The organism is Weissella viridescens, from assembly GCF_001437355.1.
Classification (GTDB): domain Bacteria; phylum Bacillota; class Bacilli; order Lactobacillales; family Lactobacillaceae; genus Weissella; species Weissella viridescens.
On the sequence record NZ_JQBM01000001.1, the window covers coordinates 359,540 to 379,867 of the forward strand.

The 20,328-nt window shown below is 41.6% G+C and carries 22 protein-coding genes; 3 read left to right on the forward strand and 19 right to left on the reverse strand.

Going from position 1 to position 20,328, the window contains the following annotated elements; genetic code table 11:
- The 11 genes from IV50_RS01715 to IV50_RS01765 all read right to left on the reverse strand — a co-directional run bounded on the left by IV50_RS01715 (position 1) and on the right by IV50_RS01765 (position 12,130).
- Positions 1 to 1,914: an ABC-F family ATP-binding cassette domain-containing protein gene (locus IV50_RS01715; protein WP_057744165.1), complete on the reverse strand. Its 1,914-nt coding sequence runs from the start codon at positions 1,912 to 1,914 to the stop codon at positions 1 to 3.
- 3 nt (positions 1,915 to 1,917) lie between these two features.
- Positions 1,918 to 3,135 (reverse strand): CCA tRNA nucleotidyltransferase, encoded by a 1,218-nt coding sequence (locus IV50_RS01720; protein WP_057744167.1) that lies wholly within the window; start codon positions 3,133 to 3,135, stop codon positions 1,918 to 1,920.
- A 163-nt stretch (positions 3,136 to 3,298) separates the two neighbouring features.
- Positions 3,299 to 5,113, reverse strand: a complete 1,815-nt coding sequence (glmS, locus tag IV50_RS01725) for a glutamine--fructose-6-phosphate transaminase (isomerizing) (RefSeq protein WP_057744170.1) — start codon at positions 5,111 to 5,113, stop codon at positions 3,299 to 3,301.
- A gap of 206 nt (positions 5,114 to 5,319) precedes the next feature.
- A complete protein-coding gene (locus IV50_RS01730; RefSeq protein ID WP_069201657.1) occupies positions 5,320 to 6,609 on the reverse strand; it encodes an LCP family protein in 1,290 nt (429 codons plus the stop codon).
- Between the two features lie 112 nt (positions 6,610 to 6,721).
- The gene (locus IV50_RS01735; protein ID WP_057744172.1) at positions 6,722 to 7,738 is read right to left on the reverse strand and encodes an acyltransferase family protein; all 1,017 of its coding nucleotides are present in this window, start codon (positions 7,736 to 7,738) and stop codon (positions 6,722 to 6,724) included.
- A gap of 82 nt (positions 7,739 to 7,820) precedes the next feature.
- The gene (frr, locus tag IV50_RS01740) at positions 7,821 to 8,378 is read right to left on the reverse strand and encodes a ribosome recycling factor (RefSeq protein ID WP_057744175.1); all 558 of its coding nucleotides are present in this window, start codon (positions 8,376 to 8,378) and stop codon (positions 7,821 to 7,823) included.
- The gene (gene pyrH, locus IV50_RS01745) at positions 8,378 to 9,103 is read right to left on the reverse strand and encodes a UMP kinase (protein ID WP_057744177.1); all 726 of its coding nucleotides are present in this window, start codon (positions 9,101 to 9,103) and stop codon (positions 8,378 to 8,380) included. Before pyrH ends, frr begins: the two co-directional genes overlap by 1 nt.
- A 27-nt stretch (positions 9,104 to 9,130) precedes the next feature.
- Positions 9,131 to 10,006 (reverse strand): translation elongation factor Ts, encoded by an 876-nt coding sequence (gene tsf / locus IV50_RS01750; protein WP_057744179.1) that lies wholly within the window; start codon positions 10,004 to 10,006, stop codon positions 9,131 to 9,133.
- A 151-nt stretch (positions 10,007 to 10,157) separates the two neighbouring features.
- Positions 10,158 to 10,946, reverse strand: a complete 789-nt coding sequence (rpsB, locus tag IV50_RS01755; protein WP_057744182.1) for a 30S ribosomal protein S2 — start codon at positions 10,944 to 10,946, stop codon at positions 10,158 to 10,160.
- Positions 10,947 to 11,100: 154 nt separating this feature from the next.
- Positions 11,101 to 11,373, reverse strand: coding sequence for a GIY-YIG nuclease family protein (locus IV50_RS01760; protein WP_057744186.1), 273 nt, complete (start codon positions 11,371 to 11,373; stop codon positions 11,101 to 11,103).
- The gene (locus IV50_RS01765) at positions 11,366 to 12,130 is read right to left on the reverse strand and encodes a tRNA1(Val) (adenine(37)-N6)-methyltransferase (protein ID WP_057744189.1); all 765 of its coding nucleotides are present in this window, start codon (positions 12,128 to 12,130) and stop codon (positions 11,366 to 11,368) included. Before IV50_RS01765 ends, IV50_RS01760 begins: the two co-directional genes overlap by 8 nt.
- Before the next feature lie 78 nt (positions 12,131 to 12,208).
- Between IV50_RS01765 and IV50_RS01770 the strand changes: the two genes are divergently transcribed.
- Positions 12,209 to 12,844: a lysophospholipid acyltransferase family protein gene (locus IV50_RS01770; protein ID WP_057744193.1), complete on the forward strand. Its 636-nt coding sequence runs from the start codon at positions 12,209 to 12,211 to the stop codon at positions 12,842 to 12,844.
- 33 nt (positions 12,845 to 12,877) lie between these two features.
- On the opposite strand, the gene IV50_RS01775 is transcribed toward IV50_RS01770, so the two are convergent.
- Positions 12,878 to 13,111: a YneF family protein gene (locus tag IV50_RS01775; RefSeq protein WP_057744195.1), complete on the reverse strand. Its 234-nt coding sequence runs from the start codon at positions 13,109 to 13,111 to the stop codon at positions 12,878 to 12,880.
- 47 nt (positions 13,112 to 13,158) lie between these two features.
- The gene (locus IV50_RS01780) at positions 13,159 to 13,395 is read right to left on the reverse strand and encodes a DUF896 domain-containing protein (protein WP_057744639.1); all 237 of its coding nucleotides are present in this window, start codon (positions 13,393 to 13,395) and stop codon (positions 13,159 to 13,161) included.
- 243 nt (positions 13,396 to 13,638) lie between these two features.
- On the opposite strand from IV50_RS01780, the gene IV50_RS07715 reads away from it, so the two are divergent.
- The gene (locus IV50_RS07715) at positions 13,639 to 13,962 is read left to right on the forward strand and encodes a LexA family protein (protein WP_057744198.1); all 324 of its coding nucleotides are present in this window, start codon (positions 13,639 to 13,641) and stop codon (positions 13,960 to 13,962) included.
- The gene (locus IV50_RS07720; protein WP_337250188.1) at positions 13,963 to 14,250 is read left to right on the forward strand and encodes a LexA family protein; all 288 of its coding nucleotides are present in this window, start codon (positions 13,963 to 13,965) and stop codon (positions 14,248 to 14,250) included. It abuts the gene before it with no gap.
- Between the two features lie 54 nt (positions 14,251 to 14,304).
- On the opposite strand, the gene IV50_RS01795 is transcribed toward IV50_RS07720, so the two are convergent.
- From IV50_RS01795 to IV50_RS01820, 6 genes are all read right to left on the reverse strand, one after another.
- Positions 14,305 to 14,820 carry an adenine phosphoribosyltransferase gene (locus IV50_RS01795; RefSeq protein WP_057744204.1) on the reverse strand — a complete coding sequence of 172 codons (516 nt, stop codon included), beginning with the start codon at positions 14,818 to 14,820 and terminating at the stop codon, positions 14,305 to 14,307.
- A gap of 5 nt (positions 14,821 to 14,825) precedes the next feature.
- Entirely contained in the window at positions 14,826 to 17,138 is a 2,313-nt protein-coding gene (gene recJ / locus IV50_RS01800) for a single-stranded-DNA-specific exonuclease RecJ (protein ID WP_057744208.1), read from the reverse strand.
- 2 nt (positions 17,139 to 17,140) lie between these two features.
- Positions 17,141 to 18,127 carry a ribonuclease Z gene (rnz, locus tag IV50_RS01805; RefSeq protein WP_057744211.1) on the reverse strand — a complete coding sequence of 329 codons (987 nt, stop codon included), beginning with the start codon at positions 18,125 to 18,127 and terminating at the stop codon, positions 17,141 to 17,143.
- A 116-nt stretch (positions 18,128 to 18,243) separates the two neighbouring features.
- Entirely contained in the window at positions 18,244 to 18,960 is a 717-nt protein-coding gene (locus tag IV50_RS01810) for a hypothetical protein (RefSeq protein WP_057744213.1), read from the reverse strand.
- A gap of 10 nt (positions 18,961 to 18,970) precedes the next feature.
- On the reverse strand, positions 18,971 to 19,249 hold the full coding sequence (locus IV50_RS01815; RefSeq protein WP_057744217.1) for a hypothetical protein: 279 nt from the start codon (positions 19,247 to 19,249) through the stop codon (positions 18,971 to 18,973).
- Between the two features lie 101 nt (positions 19,250 to 19,350).
- Entirely contained in the window at positions 19,351 to 20,283 is a 933-nt protein-coding gene (locus tag IV50_RS01820; protein WP_057744220.1) for a DnaJ C-terminal domain-containing protein, read from the reverse strand.
- Between the last annotated feature and the right edge of the window lie 45 nt (positions 20,284 to 20,328).

Below are 20,328 nucleotides of genomic sequence, written 5' to 3' on the forward strand. Positions count from 1 at the left end.
TTAATCCTCAATTCGTTCTGATAGTTCTTCCCAACGGTTCATTTTAGCTTCAAGGCTTTGATTAGTCTCATCAAAGTCATGTTGTAAAATACTTAATTTACTAAAGTCAGCACCATTTTCAACCATCGCTGTTTCTAGTTCAGTGACTTTTGTCTCCAATTGCGCAATTTCATCTTCAATGGTTTCCCATTCTTTTTTCTCAGCCCAAGTCAATTTTTTCTTTTTGGGTTTATCAGCTTCTGGAGCAGGATTCGCTTTCGCTTCCTTTTGCGGTGTTTCCGCCTTTTGGCGACTAGGTGCATTTTCTAAGGTTGGTGCGCCATACTGCTTAAGGTAATCCGAGAACAACCCATTGTAACGGCTAATTTCACCACCACCGTGTAGAATCAATAATTTATCAGCGACCTTGTCTAGGAAATAACGATCATGGGAAACCGTAATGACAGTTCCAACAAACTTTTGAAGGTAATCTTCTAACACTGTTAATGTGCTGATATCTAAGTCATTAGTTGGCTCATCTAAGAGCAGAACGTTCGGCGCCTGCATAAGCAGTTTCAATAAGTACAGACGTCGTTTCTCCCCACCAGAAAGCTTACGAATCAAGGTACCATGCATCATACTTGGAAATAGGAATTGCTCCAAAAGATCAGACACTGAAACACGGTTCCCATCTTGATCAACAATTGCTTCAGCCACGTCACTTAAATACTCAATGACGCGCTTATCTTCGGGAATCGGCTCGGTTTGTTGCGTGTAAAAGGCCATCTTGACGGTTTCACCAATTTCAACAATCCCAGAATCCAATTTTTGTCGGCCAGCAATCACATTTAATAGCGTTGACTTACCTGTTCCATTTGGTCCAGTAATCCCAATGCGCTCATTGGCTTGAATTAACTCATTGAAGTCATTCAAAATGACCCGACCGTCAAAAGCTAAATCAGCATGTTCAACGTTAATCACTTTTTTCCCAAGTCGTGACTGACCTAAAGAGACTTCAACTTCATCATCCAATTGCAGGGTTCCACGTTGGTCAGCTAATTCAGAGAAACGGTTTTCACGCGCTTTTTGCTTGGTTGATCGGGCTTTGGCCCCCGTCTTCATCCAAGCTAACTCTTTTTTGTACATTTGTTCATTTTTATGATCTGCTACTTTTGAAGCTGCCACGCGTTCAGCTTTGGCCTGCACGAAAGCTTGGTAATTTCCAGTGTACTCATATAAGTGTCCAAATGATAATTCAAAAATGCGATTTGTCACATGATCTAAGAAATAGCGATCGTGGGTCACGGTCATAACTGCTCCACGATACTCGCTCAAATATTTTTCCAACCATGCAATTGAATCAAAATCCAAATGGTTGGTTGGTTCGTCTAACAATAATAAATCTGGCGCTTGAATCAAAACTTGCGCTAGTCCCACACGCTTCTTTTGTCCACCAGATAACTGACTAACCTTTAAGTCTAAATCCGGTAAATGTAACTGGGTCAGAATTGACTTTACTTCAGATTCTGCTAACCATGCATCATCTTGATCCATTTGACTTTGTAACTTAGTAAAGCGTTGTTCTGCCTTAACGTCCTCTGGATTTGCTGAATATGCCTCTAAGGCCGCCTCATAATCCCGAATGAGTTGGAAAACTGGTTGTGCCCCGGAAAAGATGGCATCCAAAACCTTTTTGTCTTCATCCAAATCAGGATCTTGCTTTAAATATCCAATCGAGTAATCATTTGGTGTCTCAATTGTCCCCGAGTCGGCAGGTACAACACCAGAAACGGCATTTAACAGTGTCGTCTTTCCAGATCCATTGACGCCAATGACACCAATACGATCACCCGTCTCAACTAGAAATGAGACGTGATCTAAGAGCGTCTTCTCCCCATAGATGCTTGTTAAATTTTCTGCTCTAAATTGTTTCATGTGTTATTTTTTCTCTTTTCCCATCAGTTCAATTGCGCGATAAACTAACGCCGAGTTCAAATTCGCAATTTGTTTTAGAACAACTTCATGTTCCAATTGATTTAAGATTTTGCCGAACAATGGTCCGGGCTTTTGCTGCAAATTTTTTGCCAAGTCACCACCAGTAATAGCTAATTCTGCACGACTGTGGATTGGCAGGGCTTGATAGCGCACCTGTAAGGCCTGACCATCAATTGGTAGTTCTGACAAGGCTACGACTGCTAACGCCGTTTGAATGGCTGGTCCAGCTTGATACAACTCCCAATCAGACACCTCACCTAACCGAAGTGCGTTTAGTAGCGTAATGCTCGTCTGAACTGTTTTGATTAAGTCTTTGCTATGTTTCCAGTTACGCAGAAAAATCCCCGCATCGTCAGGCGTTAATCCTAATTCAAAAACTAATAACGTCCATGCTTGGGCGTCATCTTGTGGTTGCGCCGTCTCTTCTAATTCAGCTAGACCAATTAAATCGATATCAGATGAAGCCAAGCCTGACATATACGCATTTAAATGACCTTTAAGCATTTCTAAAATACCATAGGTCGCTGCTGGCGCTTGTAATAACTTGGTAAATTCAACATTAATCCGTTCAATTGATATATTGGCCAACAAGGCCGCATGGTCAAGGATGGCTTGTTGGGTATTTGATTCGATTTCAAAATTTAATTGAGCTGCAAAACGAACTGCTCGCATCATCCGTAAAGCATCTTCGTGGAAACGTTCTGACGGTTCACCGACTGCCCGCAACACATGGTTATCCAAATCATCTAGCCCACCAAAATGGTCAATCACTTCGCCGCTTGCAGTTAAAGCCAGTGCATTTACTGTAAAGTCCCGGCGCTTTAAGTCTTCACTCAACGAACGAACAAAAGATACTGAATCAGGGCGTCGAAAATCCGTGTAGTCTGATTCTGTTCGAAATGTCGTTGTTTCATAACCAGTTCCATGGTCCAAAATCATGACTGTTCCATGCTCAATGCCGGTATCAACTGTCTTGTTAAACAAACTTTTAATTTCAGCAGGAAAAGCCGACGTGGCGATGTCCACATCATGAATTGGCTTACCCAAGAGGGTGTCCCGGACAGAACCCCCAACAAAATAGGCTTCATAGCCAGCAGCTTCGATTGTCTCTAAAATAGGTAAGGCATCTTGAAATTCTTTGGGTAGTGTCGCCAGTTTCATATGTGGTCTCCTTTTTTTCTTTCTCTTTAGTATAGCAAATATTTAGGATAATCGGCGGGCTTCGTTGAAAGAAATTAGGCCCCTGTTCCGAACTGATGGATTCATCTAACCACAAAAAAAGCTCGACTGGTTGCAACCAATCGAACTTTTTATTTTGATGTGTTTATTGCACAGTCACTGACTTAGCCAAGTTACGAGGATGATCAACATCCAAACCACGGCCCAATGATGTGTAGTATGCCAAAAGTTGTGTTGGCACAACTGATAACAAAGGTGCAAGCAATGGATCAACATCAGGTAGGACATAGCCCGTGTCACCTGGTTCAGCCAAAGCCTTTGTTGTAATCGTGTACGCGTTAGCTCCACGTGCCTGGGTTTCAGCAATATTTCCACGAACCAATCCAGCAGTCTTTGGTTGCGTCAACAAAGCAATCACTGGTGTACCATCTTCAATCAAAGCCAATGTACCGTGCTTCAATTCTCCAGCAGGGAATCCTTCAGCTTGTACATATGAGATTTCCTTCAACTTCAAAGCCGCTTCCAATGAAACGTCGGCATCAGCTCCACGACCAATGTAAAAGGCGCTGTGTGCTGGTACCAATAATTCATTAGCAACCTTCTCAAAGACAGCCTTATCGTCAACAATTGCTTGAATATCAACAGCAATCTTTGATAGTTCTTGTTCAAGATCAAGGTCAATGCGGTCTGACAATGCGTAGGCCAAAATGGCTTGCAATGTAACTTGCGCAATGTATGCCTTCGTTGAGGCAACAGCAATTTCAGGACCAGCCATCAATGGCAAAGCATATGTTGCTTCACGCCAAAGTGTTGACTTTTCAACGTTAGTCATCGTCAATGACTTAAATCCAGCGCGGTTCACGTTTTGCAAAACTTCACGTGAATCAGCTGTTTCTCCTGATTGTGATAAGAAGATAAAGAATGGGTTTTCTGAAAGCAATGGTTGTTCATATGCAAATTCAGATGAAACATGGACTTCAGTTGGAATACCTGACCAACTTTCAAATATGCGGGCCCCAATTAGACCTGAGTGGTATGACGTACCAGCTGCGACGATATAGATACGATCAGCGGCCTTAATATCATTCAAAATTTGGTCACCAATCAAGATTTCACCAGTGTCTCCAAAATACTTATCCAACATGCGACGGATGGCAACTGGTTGCTCATCAATTTCCTTAAGCATGTAATATTCGTACGTTCCCTTATCTGTTTCAGAAGCGTCGATATCCACGTGGAAAGGTTCACGGCTAATTTCTTCACCTTCACGGTTGAACAAACGAACAGATTCAGGCTTAATCACACCAATTTCATCATCATTCAATTCAATGAAGTCATGTGTTTCGTCAAGCATGGCGATGGCGTCTGAAGTAACAACGTTAAAGTCTTCACCAATTCCAATCAAAAGTGGTGACTTACGCTTAGCCACATACATCGTATCTGGTTCTTGATCATCCATCAATAAGAATCCATAAGCTGAGTTATCAGCAAGCAGACTCGTCATCTTTTGCAAAGCTTCAAATGTTGTCAAACCTTCTTCAACAAACTTAGCCACTAATTGTACAGCAACTTCAGTGTCTGTATCAGAAACGAATGGTACATCAGTCAAGTACTTGTGCTTTAGTTCAAGGTAGTTTTCAATCACCCCGTTGTGAACCAAGTAAAAACGCTCGTTGGCACTCATTTGTGGGTGAGCATTTTCGACTGATGGCACACCATGAGTTGCCCAACGTGTGTGCGCAATTCCGGCAGTTCCTGAAACATCTGAACGATCAACAAGGTCAACCAATTCTGCAACACGACCCTTTTCTTTAACCAATTGGTCCATGTTATCAGCAACATCTGGAACAAAAATTCCAGCTGAATCATAACCACGATATTCTAATTTTTGTAGTCCCTTTAATAAGATGGGAGCAGATTGGTAGTTTAACCCTGTATATCCAACAATTCCACAATACATATGTGTAATCTCCTTTAAAATGCGCTATTATGCGTTGTTTGATTTTATCACTTTCATTATTATACAATTTGAATAATGGTATAGTCAACGAACCAATTGATTGAATTGGTATAGTTAGGGCTTTAAACACGAGATTTTATGGCTGCTTATTTCAAATTGGTATAGACAAAAAAAGCATTGAAGCTTATGCTTCAATGCTTTTTCGATTAATTTGATGCTGTTCCACCGGCAGAGCCCGTTGCAACGCCATCAGTTTGTGGGGCAATATCCGCTGTATCGCCATCCTTATTTGACAATGCTTCTGACTGTGCAAGTGTTGGTACCCCATTCGCAATAATTGTTTCGTCTGAAACATCACCGCTATAAAGGTTTCCAGTTTGCTTTGGATTCAAATCTAATGATTTGCGTAACACATCCGTGGCACGTTGTTGTTCACCACGATAAACAACTTCGGTAGATCCAGATGAAAGGTTGTAACCATTTCCTTGAATGTGGTCAGACTCAATATTATTCGCCGCACTTATATACTTGGTACCGACCTTCATAACATCTCCGAATGTCATATCAGTTTGCGTTGACTTCCCAATTTCTTCAATAAAGTTACTTGAAAGTACCTTTGTTGGGTTTTGTTTGATTTTATCTAGGATACCTTGCATTACTAAACGTTGACGTTCTTGACGACCATAGTCTCCGTTTGGATCAGCATAACGCATTCTTGAGAACGCTAAGGCATCATCACCATTCATTGTGTTAGATGTAGTGGTCTTTCCGTTCTTAGTATGCGTGAAGGTTGATGACCCCTTCGTAAAGTGATAAAGATTATCACCTTCAGAATGTGCAGTTTCAGGATTGAAATCAAAGGTCAAAGGTGACGTCACTTCAATACCACCAACTTGATCAACCACTTTTTCCAAACCACCCATGTTAACTAAGGCATAGAAATCAATGGGTACGTTCAACCAATCTTGTACCGTTTTAATGGTTGCGGCCGAAGAACCGTATTCATAGGCAGCGTTAATCTTTGAAGGAAATTCACTTTCGTGTCCTGGTACAGCGACCAATGAATCACGCGGAATTGACATAATAGTCGTCTTTTCTTCCTTTGGATTAACGGTAACCAACATCATTGAATCGGTACGACCCTTGTAGTCCCGACCAAATTCACCCGTATCAGTTCCTAGAAGCAAAACTGAGAATGGCTTACCATCCTTTAAGACTTGATCGACATCCCGCGCTTTCTTGATGTTAGAAGGCTTGTATGAACTATCAACCGCACCTTTTGACTTAGCATAGAGCATGCCACCAAAAACAAAGAGTGCAATCACAATCAAAATTAAAAGATATAGCAACCAACGCCATGGACTTTTTTTATGACGAGGCTTTTTTGGTCCAGACCCATTTGCATTGGCAGTTGCCGCCCCAGTGGCTTCTTGATGCCGGTGTTCTTCTTCTTCATGTTCGCGACGTTCCGAACGTGAATTATATTCATTAGCCATGCTTAATTCCCTCGTTTCAAAGCTTAATAATACACAATTATAACATTCTTGAAACAAATAATACATATTATTTTTAAATCCTACCTTAAGCTGCAACGATTGGAAAAGACTTTTATTTCTCAGCAAACAACCATTCATTTAAATGACACCGCTTAATGATATATGATCCAAGATATGAAAAAATCAAAGCCACCATGAAAATAATCATAGCGACTAACCATAAATTCGTAACATGCACAAAACGAAGTAAGAAGATTCGTGTTCCAGCTAACGGAATAATATGCATCACATAAATTTGCATCGAAATGACACCCGTATATTCTAACGCTCTTACTGACCTGTGATTTGCTTGCGTCGCAATTAATTTAGCAGCAAAACAAAGCATCGCCGTTCCAATAATTGCCGTAAAAAACCAAGTATAGTTACTTAATACAACATGATTGGCGCGCAGGATGAGAATATATAATGTTTCAACAAAAATAAATGCGCCCGTACTAAGCCCAAAGCCAATCCACGTATGGTTTCGCTTTTCTTCAGCCGTAAAGAACTCCAATAAATAGGTCCCTAAAGCAAAGAAGATAAAGAACTTACTAAACTTGATTAAAATCCAGACATCTGGGAAAAATGGGTATCCGATAAATAGCAAGGCTCCAATAATGAGTAACAATGGTTTGTATCCACGTGGGCAAAGCTTTGCAACCACTAAATAGGTCATAAAGAAGAAGAAGAGCAAGTATAAATACCAATATTCGGAAAAAGGCACGATCGGTGCTTGGATGACTTCTTTAAAGCCCAACCCACCATTGGTATATTTTTGAACAACCTGCATGATCGTTCCTAAAATAATAGACCAAACAAAGTACGGATAAACCAACCGTTTAACTTTATCCCAAAAAGCGACCCTCGTTGGTTTTTGTAGCCAATGATTGACAAATAGACCACTCAAGATAAAGAAAGCAGGCATGTGAAATGAATAAATCACTGCTTTCGTAATATAAATGGAACTCCAAGCAGTCGTAAAGCCTAAGTGTTCACTTGAATTAATCCCTTGTACGGCGTGACCAAAAACAACCAATAGAATTGCCATGCCTTTAGCAATATCAATGGCGTGAATTCTTTTTTTCTGCATTGTTCTTCCCTTACATCATAGTTATTAGACAAAAAAGCAGTCCCAGGCCATAGACCTGATAACTGCTTTTTTTAAGTTGAAATTAAATTGTAAGTAATTCTTTTTCTTTATCCGCAGCAATTTCATCAACTTGCTTAGTTGCAGCATCAGTTGCCTTTTGGATATCGTCTTCTAATTGGTGGGCTTCATCTTCAGACAAATCACCATCTTTCAAAGCACGCTTACTTGCATCCATGGCGTCTCGGCGAGCTGAACGAACAGCCACCTTTGACTTTTCAGCAATTCCCTTAACTTCTTTAGCTAAGTCCTTACGACTTTCTTCAGTCAAAGCAGGAATCACCAAACGAATCACTGAACCATCATTAGCAGGAGTCAATCCAAGGTCAGCAGCGAACAAAGCTTGTTCGATGTCCTTTAGAGCAGACTTATCAAAAGGTGTAATCAAAAGCACGCGTGCTTCTGGTACAGAAATTGATGCAATTTGGTTCAATGGTGTTTCGGCACCATAGTAATCAACATTGACATTACGTAAAATTGAAGGGTTTGCCACCCCAGCTCGAATTTCACTTAATTCTTTACGCAAAGCATCGTTGGCCTTAGCCATCTTGTCTTGCGCTTGCTCAATAATTTCGTTTGCCATTAATGACTAGCCTCCACGGTAGTTCCAACGTTTTCACCTTCAACCACACGCTTGATATTACCTGCTGTATTCATATTGAAAATCACCAAGTTAATATCGTTATCACGTGCAAGGGTTGAGGCAGTTGAGTCCATAACCTTTAAATCTTTATCAATGATATCTTCGTGCGTTAATGATTCAAACATAGTTGCATCTGGATGTGTACGAGGATCGGCAGAATAGACACCATCAACACCATTCTTAGCCATCAAAATGGCTTCAGCATTGATTTCAGCTGCACGCAATGCGGCAGTGGTGTCTGTTGAAAAGTATGGTGAACCGGTTCCGGCACCAAAAATAACAACACGACCCTTTTCCAAATGACGGACAGCCTTACGACGAACGTAAGGTTCGGCAACTTGGCGCATTTCAATCGCTGTTTGGACACGTGTTGGGACACCGGCTGATTCCAAAGCATCTTGCAATGCTAAGGCATTCATCGTTGTTCCTAACATACCAACATAGTCAGCTTGGGCGCGTTCCATACCCATTTGGGCACCGGCTTCACCACGCCAAAGATTTCCACCACCAACAACAATGGCAATTTCAATTCCAAGCTCATAGACATCCTTGATGTCAGCCGCAACTTGAGTCACAGTTTCAGGATCAATCCCAAAACCACGTTCCCCAGCAAGGGCTTCACCGGATAATTTCAATAAAATACGCTTATATTTAACATTTGCCATGATTTATCTATCCTCTACTAGTTCGGATTAACCAATTTGTGCCGCAACTTCAGCAGCGAAGTCATTTTCAGCCTTTTCCATACCTTCACCAACTTCGTAGCGAACGAATTCAACAACCTTACCACCCTTAGATGATACGTATTCGCTTACAGTTTCCTTACCGTCACCCTTAACGTAAGGTTGGTCGTTCAATGAAATTTCTGAAAGATACTTCTTCAAACGTCCTTCAACCATCTTTTCCTTGATGTTTTCAGGCTTACCTTCAAGGTCTTCAGCATTCATCAAGACTTCCTTTTCGTGTGCCAATTGGTCTTCAGGCACTTGGTCGCTTGAGATGAACTTAGGGTTGATAGCTGCAACGTGCATAGCAACGTCCTTAGCAGTTTCGTCATCAGCACCATCGATAAGTACGATAGCTGAGATACGTCCACCCATGTGTGAGTAGATACCCATTGATTGACCGTCTTGCTTTTCGATAACTTGGAAACGACGCAATGTAATCTTTTCACCAGTCACTTGAGTTGTGTGAATGATCAATTCGTTCATTGTTTCGCCATCAATGTCCAAGTTCAAAGCAGCTTCAACATCAGCTGGTTCGTTATCAACAATTGTTTGCGCAACAGTCTTCAACAAGTCATTAAATTCCTTGTTTCCGGCCACGAAATCAGTTTGTGAGTTCAATTCGATGATAGCAGCCTTGTTTCCAGCTTCAACAACGAATGTCATTCCTTCAGCAGCAACAGCATCAGCCTTCTTAGCAGCCTTTGCCATTCCCTTTTCGCGCAAAACATCAACGGCCTTTTCCATATCTCCGTCTGTTTCTACCAAAGCCTTCTTGGCGTCCATCATTCCAACACCAGTCATTTCACGTAATTCTTTAACTTGAGCAGCTTTAATTGCCATTTTTGTGGTCTCCTTGTTTAATGCATAATTTTTTCTAATTCAGTATAACTGAAATTCGGCGAAATTTCTAGCGATTTTCACAATATCTTCAAAAGTATCTGTGAATTGATAAAAAAAAACTACAAGCACGAGACTTGTAGTTTTATTTCACTTAAACTTCCTTGTTACCTTCAACAAGTTCAGTCAAGTCAACGATTGTGTCAACACGACCGTCTTCTTCAGCGTTAACTGCAGTCAATTCTTCTTCAACTGAGTCTTCACCTTGGTTACCTTCGATGATTGCATCTGCCATCTTAGCAGTGATCAAACGAACGGCACGAATAGCATCATCGTTAGATGGGATGATAACATCGATTTGGTCTGGATCAGCATTTGTGTCAACCATAGCCACGATAGGAATGTTCAACTTGTGTGCTTCTTCAACAGCCAATTGTTCCTTGTGTGGATCCACGATGTACATAACATCAGGGATACGTGGCATGTCAGCGATACCACCCAAGAACTTTTCCAACTTTTCACGTTGCTTGATCAACAATGAAACTTCCTTCTTTGGCAATACTTCAAAAGTACCGTCTTCAGACATGGCACGCAATTCCTTCAAACGTGCAACACGCTTTTGGATTGTTTCCCAGTTTGTCAAAGTTCCACCCAACCAACGGTGGTTAACGAAGTATTGGTTAGCACGTGTTGCTTCTTCAGCAATAGCGTCTTGCGCTTGCTTCTTAGTTCCAACGAACAAGAAGATAGCACCATCAGCTGCTTCATCGCGCATAAAGTTGTAAGCCTTATCAACCAACTTAACTGTCTTTTGCAAATCGATGATGTAGATTCCGTTACGTTCCGTAAAGATGAATTCTTGCATCTTTGGGTTCCAACGACGTGTTTGGTGACCGAAGTGGACACCAGCTTCAAGCAATTGCTTCATTGAGATTACTGCCATGAGTATATCTTCCTCCAAATGTTTTTCCACCTAATTTCGCCTGTAATTCGACGACCCAGTTGGGGCACCTGCCAAACTATTGAAATTAGTGCGTATTTTGTCCGATTTCACGAACAATAAGATATTCTACATGATTTCCAAACAGACTGCAAGTCTAAAAATCAAACACGCCTCGTTCATGTAAGAATGTTTCTTTATTCGATCGCGTTAGCTTCTTAAAGGCCGCTTCTGCTTTAAGCGCATCACTTTTGTTATCAAATGCCTCTGCATACAATAATCGTAATGGGCGCCGGGCTTTAGGCCGCGTAAATTTAGCGCCCTTACCTGCATTATGTGTCGCTAGACGTTTACCAACATCATCAGTAAAACCACCGTAAAATAAACCATCAGCCGTTAACAAGACATACATATAGTACTGTTTAGTCATCTTGGTTTTTGCCTTCGTAAATATCAAGGATTTCTTGACGATAGCTACCATCGGGATTGTGTGTAATGATTGGTGGTAAAATACGTGCACCTGTACCATCCCCATCCTTGATTGCATCAATTAGAACAATATTGGCTTCGGAATTTGGTTTAGGATAAACAAATTGCAATTTTTTAGGCGATAGATGTGCTGCTCGCAAGGCATCTAGAATTTCAAAAAGACGATCTGGACGATGCACCATATAAAAGTGTGCTTTATTTTTCAGCAACTTATTGGCAGTTTTCGTCACAAGCGTGAGGTCAGCCTTGATTTCATGGCGAGCAATCGCATAATGTTCATCTTCTTTCATCACCGTCTTTTCGGAATCGACTGCAAAGTAAGGCGGATTTGAGACAACTGTATCGGCACTTCCCGGACGAATATCACTAAAGATATCCCGCATATCTTCGTTTTTAATGGTAATCTTATCTTCAAGTTGATTCATTGCGACTGAGCGTCGGGCCATTTCGGCTAATTCAGGTTGGATTTCTACACCCACGATTTGCCCTTGCACCTTGTGTGCCATGAATAATGGAATGGCCCCATTGCCACTCCCTAAATCAACCGTCAAGCCACGCCCATTTTTTCTTGGGTTGGCAAAGTTTGCTAACAAAACAGCATCAAGCGAAAATGAAAAAACATCTTTACTTTGAATAATATGAACCTGATCTTGATACAACATATCAATACGTTCACCTGGTTTTAATTCTACATCCATTCCTTTACTCCATTTCTCATCCATTGCCATGCGCAAACCCGTGTGGGATAATATATTGTCACAATCAGGAGGTTAATTATGTTTTATACAGTCGGACGCTATGTCGTCACATTTGTTCTTTGGGTATTTAATGGTCGCTATCGCGTTGTGGGAAAAGAAAACCTACCCACGACTGGCAACTATATTATTGTTGGACCGCACCGTGCCCTGTGGGATATGATTTATTTTGCCATGATGGCCTGGCCCAAGCATTTTGCCTTTATGGCTAAAAAAGAGCTCTTTAAGAACCCTATTTTACGCTGGATTTTAGTCCATGCCAATGCCTTTTCAGTTGATCGCGAAAATCCAGGACTTTCAGCAATCAAAACACCTGTCAACATTTTAAAGAAAACTGACTTAAGCTTGATTATGTTCCCTTCTGGATCACGTCACTCGCAAAAGTTAAAGGGTGGTTCAGTTGTCATTGCCAAAACATCAGGTAAGCCACTGGTTCCAGTTGTTTATCAAGGGCCGCTAACTTTAGGTGAATTGTTTAACCCATTTAAACGTGGAGGCGTTGCAATCGGAGTTGGCGAACCCATCTCCATCGATAAAAAAATGAAATTAAACGATGACACAACTGCCGCAATTGATAAACAATTAACAGATGCATTTAAAACCTTAGATACACAACTGGACCCTAACTTCGTCTATGTTGATCCAAAGGCAAAATAAAAAAAGGTTACCCGCTGGGTAACCTTTTTTATTTTACTTCTTAGTTGATTGAGCTGATTGGGCTTTCATTTGCGCCATCATTTGGTTCAACTTCTTTTGTGAAGGCTTTTGTCCCATTGACGTCATCATTGAACGCATCATGTCTTCACTAATTGGTGGGTTCTTCTTCAAGTAGCTCTCCATTGTGCGACGAGCCAAAAAGAAACCACCAGCAGCCCCTAGCAAAGCTGCTACAACAACAATCAAAATCCAAATTCCTGTACTCATGATACTCTCCATTTAATTCTTAATTTTTACAGCATTGGTTACGCCAATTAGTCGTCACGCAGTCCTTTATCACGTTGGATTTGGCGCACCTTTTCAGGCGTCACTTCATTACCATCGTCATCATAGACTTGTAACATTTCAATTTGCGAACGGAATGACTTCCGGAAGTTCTCTAAAAACTCTTGACGTAAGTCAGCGCGTTCTTTCGTTTCTTCCTCGGTCAATCCTTCATCAGTCTTAGCTTTAGCAGCTAATTCATTAATCCGTTCACGAACAGCAACCATGTGATCATCCACCGGTGCTTGACTATCTTCTGCTTCAGAAGCATCGTGTTCAATATCCTCTGTGTTGACAGGATCAATTTCTAAATCGACTTCTTCTACATGCTTATCTTCATTTTCAGCCATCGCTATCACGTCTCCTTCTAGTCTTCTACCATACATTTTAACATGAATTTCTCAATTTCGGCTGGCAATTATCCATTTTTTGGCTTATTATATTAAAAAATGTGAAACGAGCATAACTAAATGGCTGAATCAAATCAAATTGCAATTCTCAGGTACATCCATGAACAACAAACAATGACTGGATATGCCCCAACCGTACGTGAAATTGCCGAACATGTCCACTTAGCCTCAACCGCAACCGTGCATGGTCACATCAATCGCCTAATCAAAAAAGGATTATTAACAAAAAAAGCGACCAAATCTCGCTCTTTTCATGTGACCCCTAGCGGATTACGAGTGCTAGAGCAGGCTCCAGCATCCCTAAATATGGTTCCGCGCTTTGATCCAGATAATAACATTGAAAATCAAGATGATGTTGATTACATTCCTGTTCCTGAACAATGAATCGCCGATCAAGACGCCTTCTTCATCGTTGCCCAACAAAATGAAACCATGATTGAACTAGGTATTTTGCCTGGAGATATGCTAATCGTCCACCGGCAAGACACTGCTCAGGATGGTGACATTATTTTAGTCGACTTACCTGAACACCCCAAGCAAGTCTATCGTTTTTTTCATGAGGCTGACCATTTTCGACTTGAACCCGAAAACACCAAACTCACGCCAGTAATCTCACGTTCCTTAACGATATTAGGTAAAGTCAAAAGTCTATATCGTCCAAACATTCAATAAAAAAGCCCATTACGCTAAATTAACGTAATGGGCTTTTATTTTATCTTGATATGTTTAGTATTCAAGCAAAGCGAGAATATCATAGCCGTCTAAGCGTTCACGGCCTTTAAGACCGGCTAGTTCAATAAAGAAAGCTAAACCAACCACAGTTCCACCAAGCGCTTCAACCAACTTAATGGTCGCCTCGATTGTCCCACCAGTAGCCAATAAATCATCGGTAATTAAAACCTTATCACCTGGCTTAATTGCGTCTGTATGCATTTCTAGGCTAGCTGTACCATACTCAAGTTGATAACTCTCAGAAACAACCTCGCGTGGTAATTTACCAGGCTTGCGCGCTGGAACTAAACCTAGTCCCATTTCATTTGCAACAGGGGCACCAACCAAGAAACCACGCGATTCAGGTCCAACGATGACATTCACATCACGTGCTTTTGCATAGGCGACAATTTCTGAAGTCGCTTGTTGATAAGCTGCTCCATCCGCTAAGAGCGGTGTGATGTCCCGAAAAATGATACCTTCTTCCGGAAAATTAGGAATCGCTTTAATATAATCATGTAAATCTAACATGTACTTTATTTCTCCTGATTACTCAAATCTGAAAGTAACGTCTCAAGTTCTGCCGTCGAACTATAAATAAGTTGCTTTTCAAGTTCACGACGCTTCATAAACGCCTTATAGGCCTTCGTTTCCGTTAAATCTACCGTACTAGGGTTTGTAACAGGATTCAAAAAACCATTTTCTATTGTAACAAAGTTAGCTTCTAAAAACACCTTAAATATTAAATTCAACATACTTTGGTCCATTTGTAAATGATTGGCAACCTGTTTAAATTGACCAGACAAATTCACATTTTGGAACGATTGTACAAATCGGAACACCTTACCAAAATCAGCTTTATCAGGTACTTTCTGCAGGTATGTCGGTGTTTTGGTATAAAAAATTGGCGCAATTGCCTGTGCCGGTACAAAATTCAGTAATTCACCCAACTCATTCAATGAATTAGGTAAATCGACCAAGGCTAAGGTGCCAAGCTGCGTATAATTGTAGGCATCATCAATAAAGATAGCCCGTCCATTCGCACCGACCTGACCGGCCAATTGATCGTAATTCTTCTTATTAAAAAAGATATAATCTGCATTTTGTTGCAAAAGTTGACGGGTTAACTTAGTTGTTCGCCAATCCATGATTGAAGAGCCTTCCGCTTGCAAGTCCTTCAACATGAGCTGGTACGTTGTCATCCCACGATAAACGTTCTCACTCATCGCACCAACGAGTTTAATCGTTTGGAAATGGCCCTGTAGTTGGTCAGCAATCGCTCCAAAACCAAAGCCAATAACGGGTAAATTCCCCTGATCAGTCACCGCCGTGAAACGGATATGTTTCCCATCCGACATCGTTTTCACCTGTTGAACGGCACTCACGTTAATTTCAAAAATCGGTTCTGGATTCGCTTCACCGAATGGTCCGAGCATTTGAAGTGTCTCGAATGTTTCTCGCTTAAAATCGCTTCCATCCATTTGTGAGAGAATCGAGAGATCTGATTTGCCTTTTTCTGAAAGATTTTGGGCAACCGCCGCTTCATCTAGGACTGTTTGTAATTGCCCAACATTGTCAAGCGGTAACGTCATACCAGCTGCACCGGCATGCCCACCGAAAGCAGTGAAAAGTTCCCGATGTTGATCCAACGGCGTAAACAAATCAAACCCATCAATGGAACGAGCAGACCCTTTAGCTTGTGTGCCATCACTCGATAATACGATGGATGGTTTGCCAGTCGCATCAACTAATCGACTTGCTACAATACCGAGAACACCCTCATGCCAACCTTCACCCACTACGACATTTACTGCATGCGTCGTTGCCTGATCTGTTAACATTTGAGTCGCAGCGTTTGTAACATCTTCGACCAGCATTTGACGCTCTTGATTGAGTGTTTCAACCTGTTGGGCCAACGTTTCAGCCTCCTCAGGTTCATCACTTAATAACAACTGAACCCCCAGCATCGGATTGTCTAACCGCCCAATCGCATTTAAGCGTGGTCCAACTGTAAAGCCAATACTCATTGCATCTAAGTCTTCTGGATTTTTTCCAGCAATAGACAAGATTGCTGCAACGCCTGGGCGTGCATCTTCCCGCATCGCCATAAGACCTTGCGCAACAATGATACGATTTTCATCAACGAGCGGCATAATATCCGCAACCGTACCAAGCGCAGCTAGGTCAATAACTTCATCTGCTGGTGCTTCAAGCAATGCTGACGCAACTTTAAAGGCCACCCCGGCTCCTGAAAGGTCACCAAAGGGATAGCTTGGGGCCTCACGTGGTAAGCGCGGATGAACGACCGCAACTGCGTCGGGAAGTTGTTCAGGTAACTCATGATGGTCCGTTACAATCGTGTCTATCCCCTGTGACTTCAGCCACGCAATCTCATCTGCTCCCGTCACGCCGTTGTCGACGGTTACTAAGAGTTGCATCCCATTAGCGGCAAGTTCTTGATACTTCGCTAAGTTTGGTCCGTACCCTTGTTCAAAACGGCTTGGCACAAAGTAATCAACCTGAGCACCCATAATTTCTAGGGCCCAAAACATAATTGCGGTACTGGTCATACCATCCACATCGTAGTCTCCATAAACCACAATACTTTCACCAGATTCAATCGCCTGCATTAAACGTGCAATTGCCGCATCCATCCCTGCTAGTTCTGCAGGATCATACAAAGCTTCCATATCTGGTTGCAAAAAGGCTTGAATTTCTTCTGGGGTTTTTAAACCTTGGTTTACAACATATTTAGCCACTAAATTTGGCAGTTGATAGTCGTTTTCCAACGTCTTAACGAGCTGGTCATCCGGAGCCACCAGTTGCCATGCATACTTCGATTCAATCATCACTAACCTTCCTGATCTTCAATCACATGGTCAATTTTAATCGGCTTACTATTAGTCTGTTCACCATATGGTATTTCAAACACATCAAAATCATTGACAACACGCGTATTCTCAAAAATAGTCCGAGCTTGATACGCAAGGGCACTAGCTGACTTTCCCGCATATCGAGCTGAAATATGCGTTAAAAATAGTCGTCCAACATGTGCTTTTTCAGCAATTTCCGCTGCCTGTAGACTAGTCGCATGATAGTGATTACGCGCTTTTTTCCCTTCGCCCTTACCATACGTTGATTCATGCACAAGGACATCCGCCCCCTCAGCTAATTCAGCAGCCTCATCCGTCTTGCGCGTATCTCCTAAGATAACAACAGAACGGCCTTTTTTAGCCGGTCCAATCACATCGGCACTTTTAATAAGCGTTCCGTCTGCAAGTGTGATATCATTGCCATTTTTTAATTGTCCGTATTGTGGACCTGCCGGCACATTCAAAGCCTTTAATTTATCAACTTGTAACTCACCCACCATATCGTGTTCATCAATACGATAACCAAAAGATAGGATTTTGTGATCCAACGGCTTAGCAGTAACCGTCATTTTATCGTCTTCAAAAACAACACCCCCTACAGGGTCAATTTCAACGAAAGCTAGTGGATATGTTAAATGCGTCTGTGACACCTGTAGACTTGTCTCAACGAAACGTTTAATCCCTTTTGGACCATAGATTGTCATGGTGTCATCGCCACCTTGAAACGACCGAGATGCTAATAGACCTGGTAATCCAAAAATATGATCACCATGGAGATGGGTAATAAATATTTTATCAATTTTTCGAGGACGAATACTTGAACTCAACATTTGAATCTGTGTTCCCTCGCCAACATCAAATAGCCAAACGGAATTCAATTCATCAAGTAACCTTAAGGCAATACTCGTCACATTACGAAAACGCGCCGGGACACTTGCCCCTGTTCCTAAGAATTCAAGTTGCATTACTTGTTCCTCCATCTTAATTTCACATAAAAAAACCGCCTAAAAGCGGTTTTAGACTTATACTATTCTAACATTTAAAACAAGACTTGCGTACGTTTTCTACGATTCAAAACATTTTAGACATTTACTTTTATCTTTGATGTCTTTTCACTCACTTCGCGACCATCGGCATTATACGTTGAAGCAAATTCAATGTTAAAGGTCTTAAAATCCTTTACTGATTGCTTTGGCACCCAAACAATCGCATATCCCTCTTGAGTGGATCCTGGCGCCACACCTTCATTGCTCAATTCAGCACCATTAATGAGTCCACCTAAAGTTGTCATGACATCCTTGTATCCATACGAAACTGTCGCAACGCCGTCTGTCAAAATCGTCTGATTAGTGTTGTTGGTAATGTCATAGTGGATTTCGGCAGCTGTATAATTCTTAGGCAAATCCGGTGTATTCAACGTCTTACGGACAACGTTTTGTGCTTCACCAGTTCGTGCTTCATTCTCCAACAATTGAATGCGTCTTAACTTATAACTTACCGGCCCACTTGTCACTTCACCTTTTAGCGGTTTATCCTCTGCCAAACGTACCCGCACACCTTGACGTGTAACCGTATAATCGCCCGTTTGAGTTGGCATCGCGTTTTTTACAAAATTTTTAGATTTCAAATCCGACTTAGGGACATCATAGACAACACTGGATTCAGACACTTTCCCGCGCCTTTTATTATCACCAGTTTGCCCATTAATTGACAAATCCCCTTGCATCCAAACATATCCGACGCCAATAAGAATTAGCAATACTGTTGAGAATGCAAAATACATTGTGCTCTTTTTCATCGCTTGCTCCTTAGCCTAGCACCAATTTTTCCGATTGAACTTGGTAACCATAAATTCTGACTGAATTACCAGCTTCGTCCAATCCAACAATTTCAAGCGAATCAGACAAAGCTAACAGGTCTTCCAAGACCACGCCAGAATCTGGCTGTTCCGTTATTTTAAAAAAAACTGTATCTATATCAACACCAGCTAGCATCACCGGTGCTATCTGATTTGGCCCATCATGCATAAAAAGTGGACGATCCAACGGCATCCCTACGACACTTAGTTTAAAGTCCAATAATAACATCCTGAGCCTCCTTAATTAATATAACGACTAAACCTTAAAGAAATAAAAAATAAAACCATCCCATGCCCAAGTGCACGAAACGGTTCTACCTTTATTTCTGTTTATTTACCAAACAAGCCACGCTTAGCTTCTTGACCATCTAAAGTTTCCTGATAGTATGTCAAAGCCTTCTTTTGGTCTTTATTCAATTTCTTTGGCACATCAATGAATACCGTTACAATATGATCACCATTATTGTTACCACGCATCAACGGAGCACCCTTACCACGCAAACGGAAGTTCGTTTCAGTTTGCGTTCCTGCTGGAATCTTCAAAGAAACATCACCATGTACCGTTTTGACTGAAATTTCACCACCTAACACAGCGGTTGGATAATCAATGGCAACACGTGAATAAATCGTACCACCGTCACGATCAAACCCATCCTTTGAGGCAGAAACATAGAAGACGACATATAAGTCACCGTAAGGTCCACCATTAGTTCCGGCTTCACCTTGACCTTCTAGGCGCATTTGCTGACCATCTTCCACTCCCGCTGGTATCGTGACTTTGAGTTCTTTACGCTCTTGTTCACCATTTTCACCTTGACGGGTATAGTTGATGGTTGTTTCTTTACCAAAAATCGCTTCTTCAAAAGTAAGGTTCATCCGGTACTGCAAATCACGTCCTTGACGCGGACGATTTGGATCAGAAGAGAATCCGCCACCAAACATTTGCTCGAACAAATCATTCAAATCACCGCTGAATTGGGCGCCTTGACCACCGCCAAAGCCACCAAAACCACCAAAGCCTTGACCACCGCCAAAGCCGCCATCAGCACCAGCTTTACCATACTGATCATACATTTGACGCTTTTGTTCATCCCCTAAAGTTTCATAGGCTTCCTGAACAGCCTTGTATTTTTCTTCAGCACCTTCTTCATGATTGATATCTGGATGGTACTTCTTTGACAGCTTACGATAAGCCTTTTTAATATCATCTTGAGATGCGTCTTTAGATACACCTAATGTATCGTAGAATTCTGAATTGTTCACGTGGCATCCCCTCCTTTTTTTATTTTATGTATCACAAAACGAGGC

Bases quoted from the DNA above. Each gene is read 5' to 3' on its own strand.
- IV50_RS01730 (WP_069201657.1), bottom strand. From the start codon at position 6,609: ATGGCTAATGAATATAATTCACGTTCGGAACGTCGCGAACATGAAGAA.
- frr (WP_057744175.1), bottom strand. From the start codon at position 8,378: ATGGCAAACGAAATTATTGAGCAAGCGCAAGACAAGATGGCTAAGGCC.
- IV50_RS01795 (WP_057744204.1), bottom strand. From the start codon at position 14,820: ATGTTAGATTTACATGATTATATTAAAGCGATTCCTAATTTTCCGGAA.
- IV50_RS01780 (WP_057744639.1), bottom strand. From the start codon at position 13,395: ATGGTTGCTGTTCGTGAACGGATTAATGAATTAGCTGCTAAAGCTAAG.
- glmS (WP_057744170.1), bottom strand. From the start codon at position 5,113: ATGTATTGTGGAATTGTTGGATATACAGGGTTAAACTACCAATCTGCT.
- IV50_RS01715 (WP_057744165.1), bottom strand. From the start codon at position 1,914: ATGAAACAATTTAGAGCAGAAAATTTAACAAGCATCTATGGGGAGAAG.
- IV50_RS01720 (WP_057744167.1), bottom strand. From the start codon at position 3,135: ATGAAACTGGCGACACTACCCAAAGAATTTCAAGATGCCTTACCTATT.
- rpsB (WP_057744182.1), bottom strand. From the start codon at position 10,946: ATGGCAGTAATCTCAATGAAGCAATTGCTTGAAGCTGGTGTCCACTTC.
- IV50_RS07715 (WP_057744198.1), top strand. From the start codon at position 13,639: ATGGCTGAATCAAATCAAATTGCAATTCTCAGGTACATCCATGAACAA.
- IV50_RS01765 (WP_057744189.1), bottom strand. From the start codon at position 12,130: ATGGATGTAGAATTAAAACCAGGTGAACGTATTGATATGTTGTATCAA.
- IV50_RS01770 (WP_057744193.1), top strand. From the start codon at position 12,209: ATGTTTTATACAGTCGGACGCTATGTCGTCACATTTGTTCTTTGGGTA.
- recJ (WP_057744208.1), bottom strand. From the start codon at position 17,138: ATGATTGAATCGAAGTATGCATGGCAACTGGTGGCTCCGGATGACCAG.
- tsf (WP_057744179.1), bottom strand. From the start codon at position 10,006: ATGGCAATTAAAGCTGCTCAAGTTAAAGAATTACGTGAAATGACTGGT.
- pyrH (WP_057744177.1), bottom strand. From the start codon at position 9,103: ATGGCAAATGTTAAATATAAGCGTATTTTATTGAAATTATCCGGTGAA.
- IV50_RS01775 (WP_057744195.1), bottom strand. From the start codon at position 13,111: ATGAGTACAGGAATTTGGATTTTGATTGTTGTTGTAGCAGCTTTGCTA.
- IV50_RS01735 (WP_057744172.1), bottom strand. From the start codon at position 7,738: ATGCAGAAAAAAAGAATTCACGCCATTGATATTGCTAAAGGCATGGCA.
- IV50_RS01760 (WP_057744186.1), bottom strand. From the start codon at position 11,373: ATGACTAAACAGTACTATATGTATGTCTTGTTAACGGCTGATGGTTTA.
- IV50_RS01815 (WP_057744217.1), bottom strand. From the start codon at position 19,249: ATGTTATTATTGGACTTTAAACTAAGTGTCGTAGGGATGCCGTTGGAT.
- rnz (WP_057744211.1), bottom strand. From the start codon at position 18,127: ATGCAACTTGAATTCTTAGGAACAGGGGCAAGTGTCCCGGCGCGTTTT.
- IV50_RS01810 (WP_057744213.1), bottom strand. From the start codon at position 18,960: ATGAAAAAGAGCACAATGTATTTTGCATTCTCAACAGTATTGCTAATT.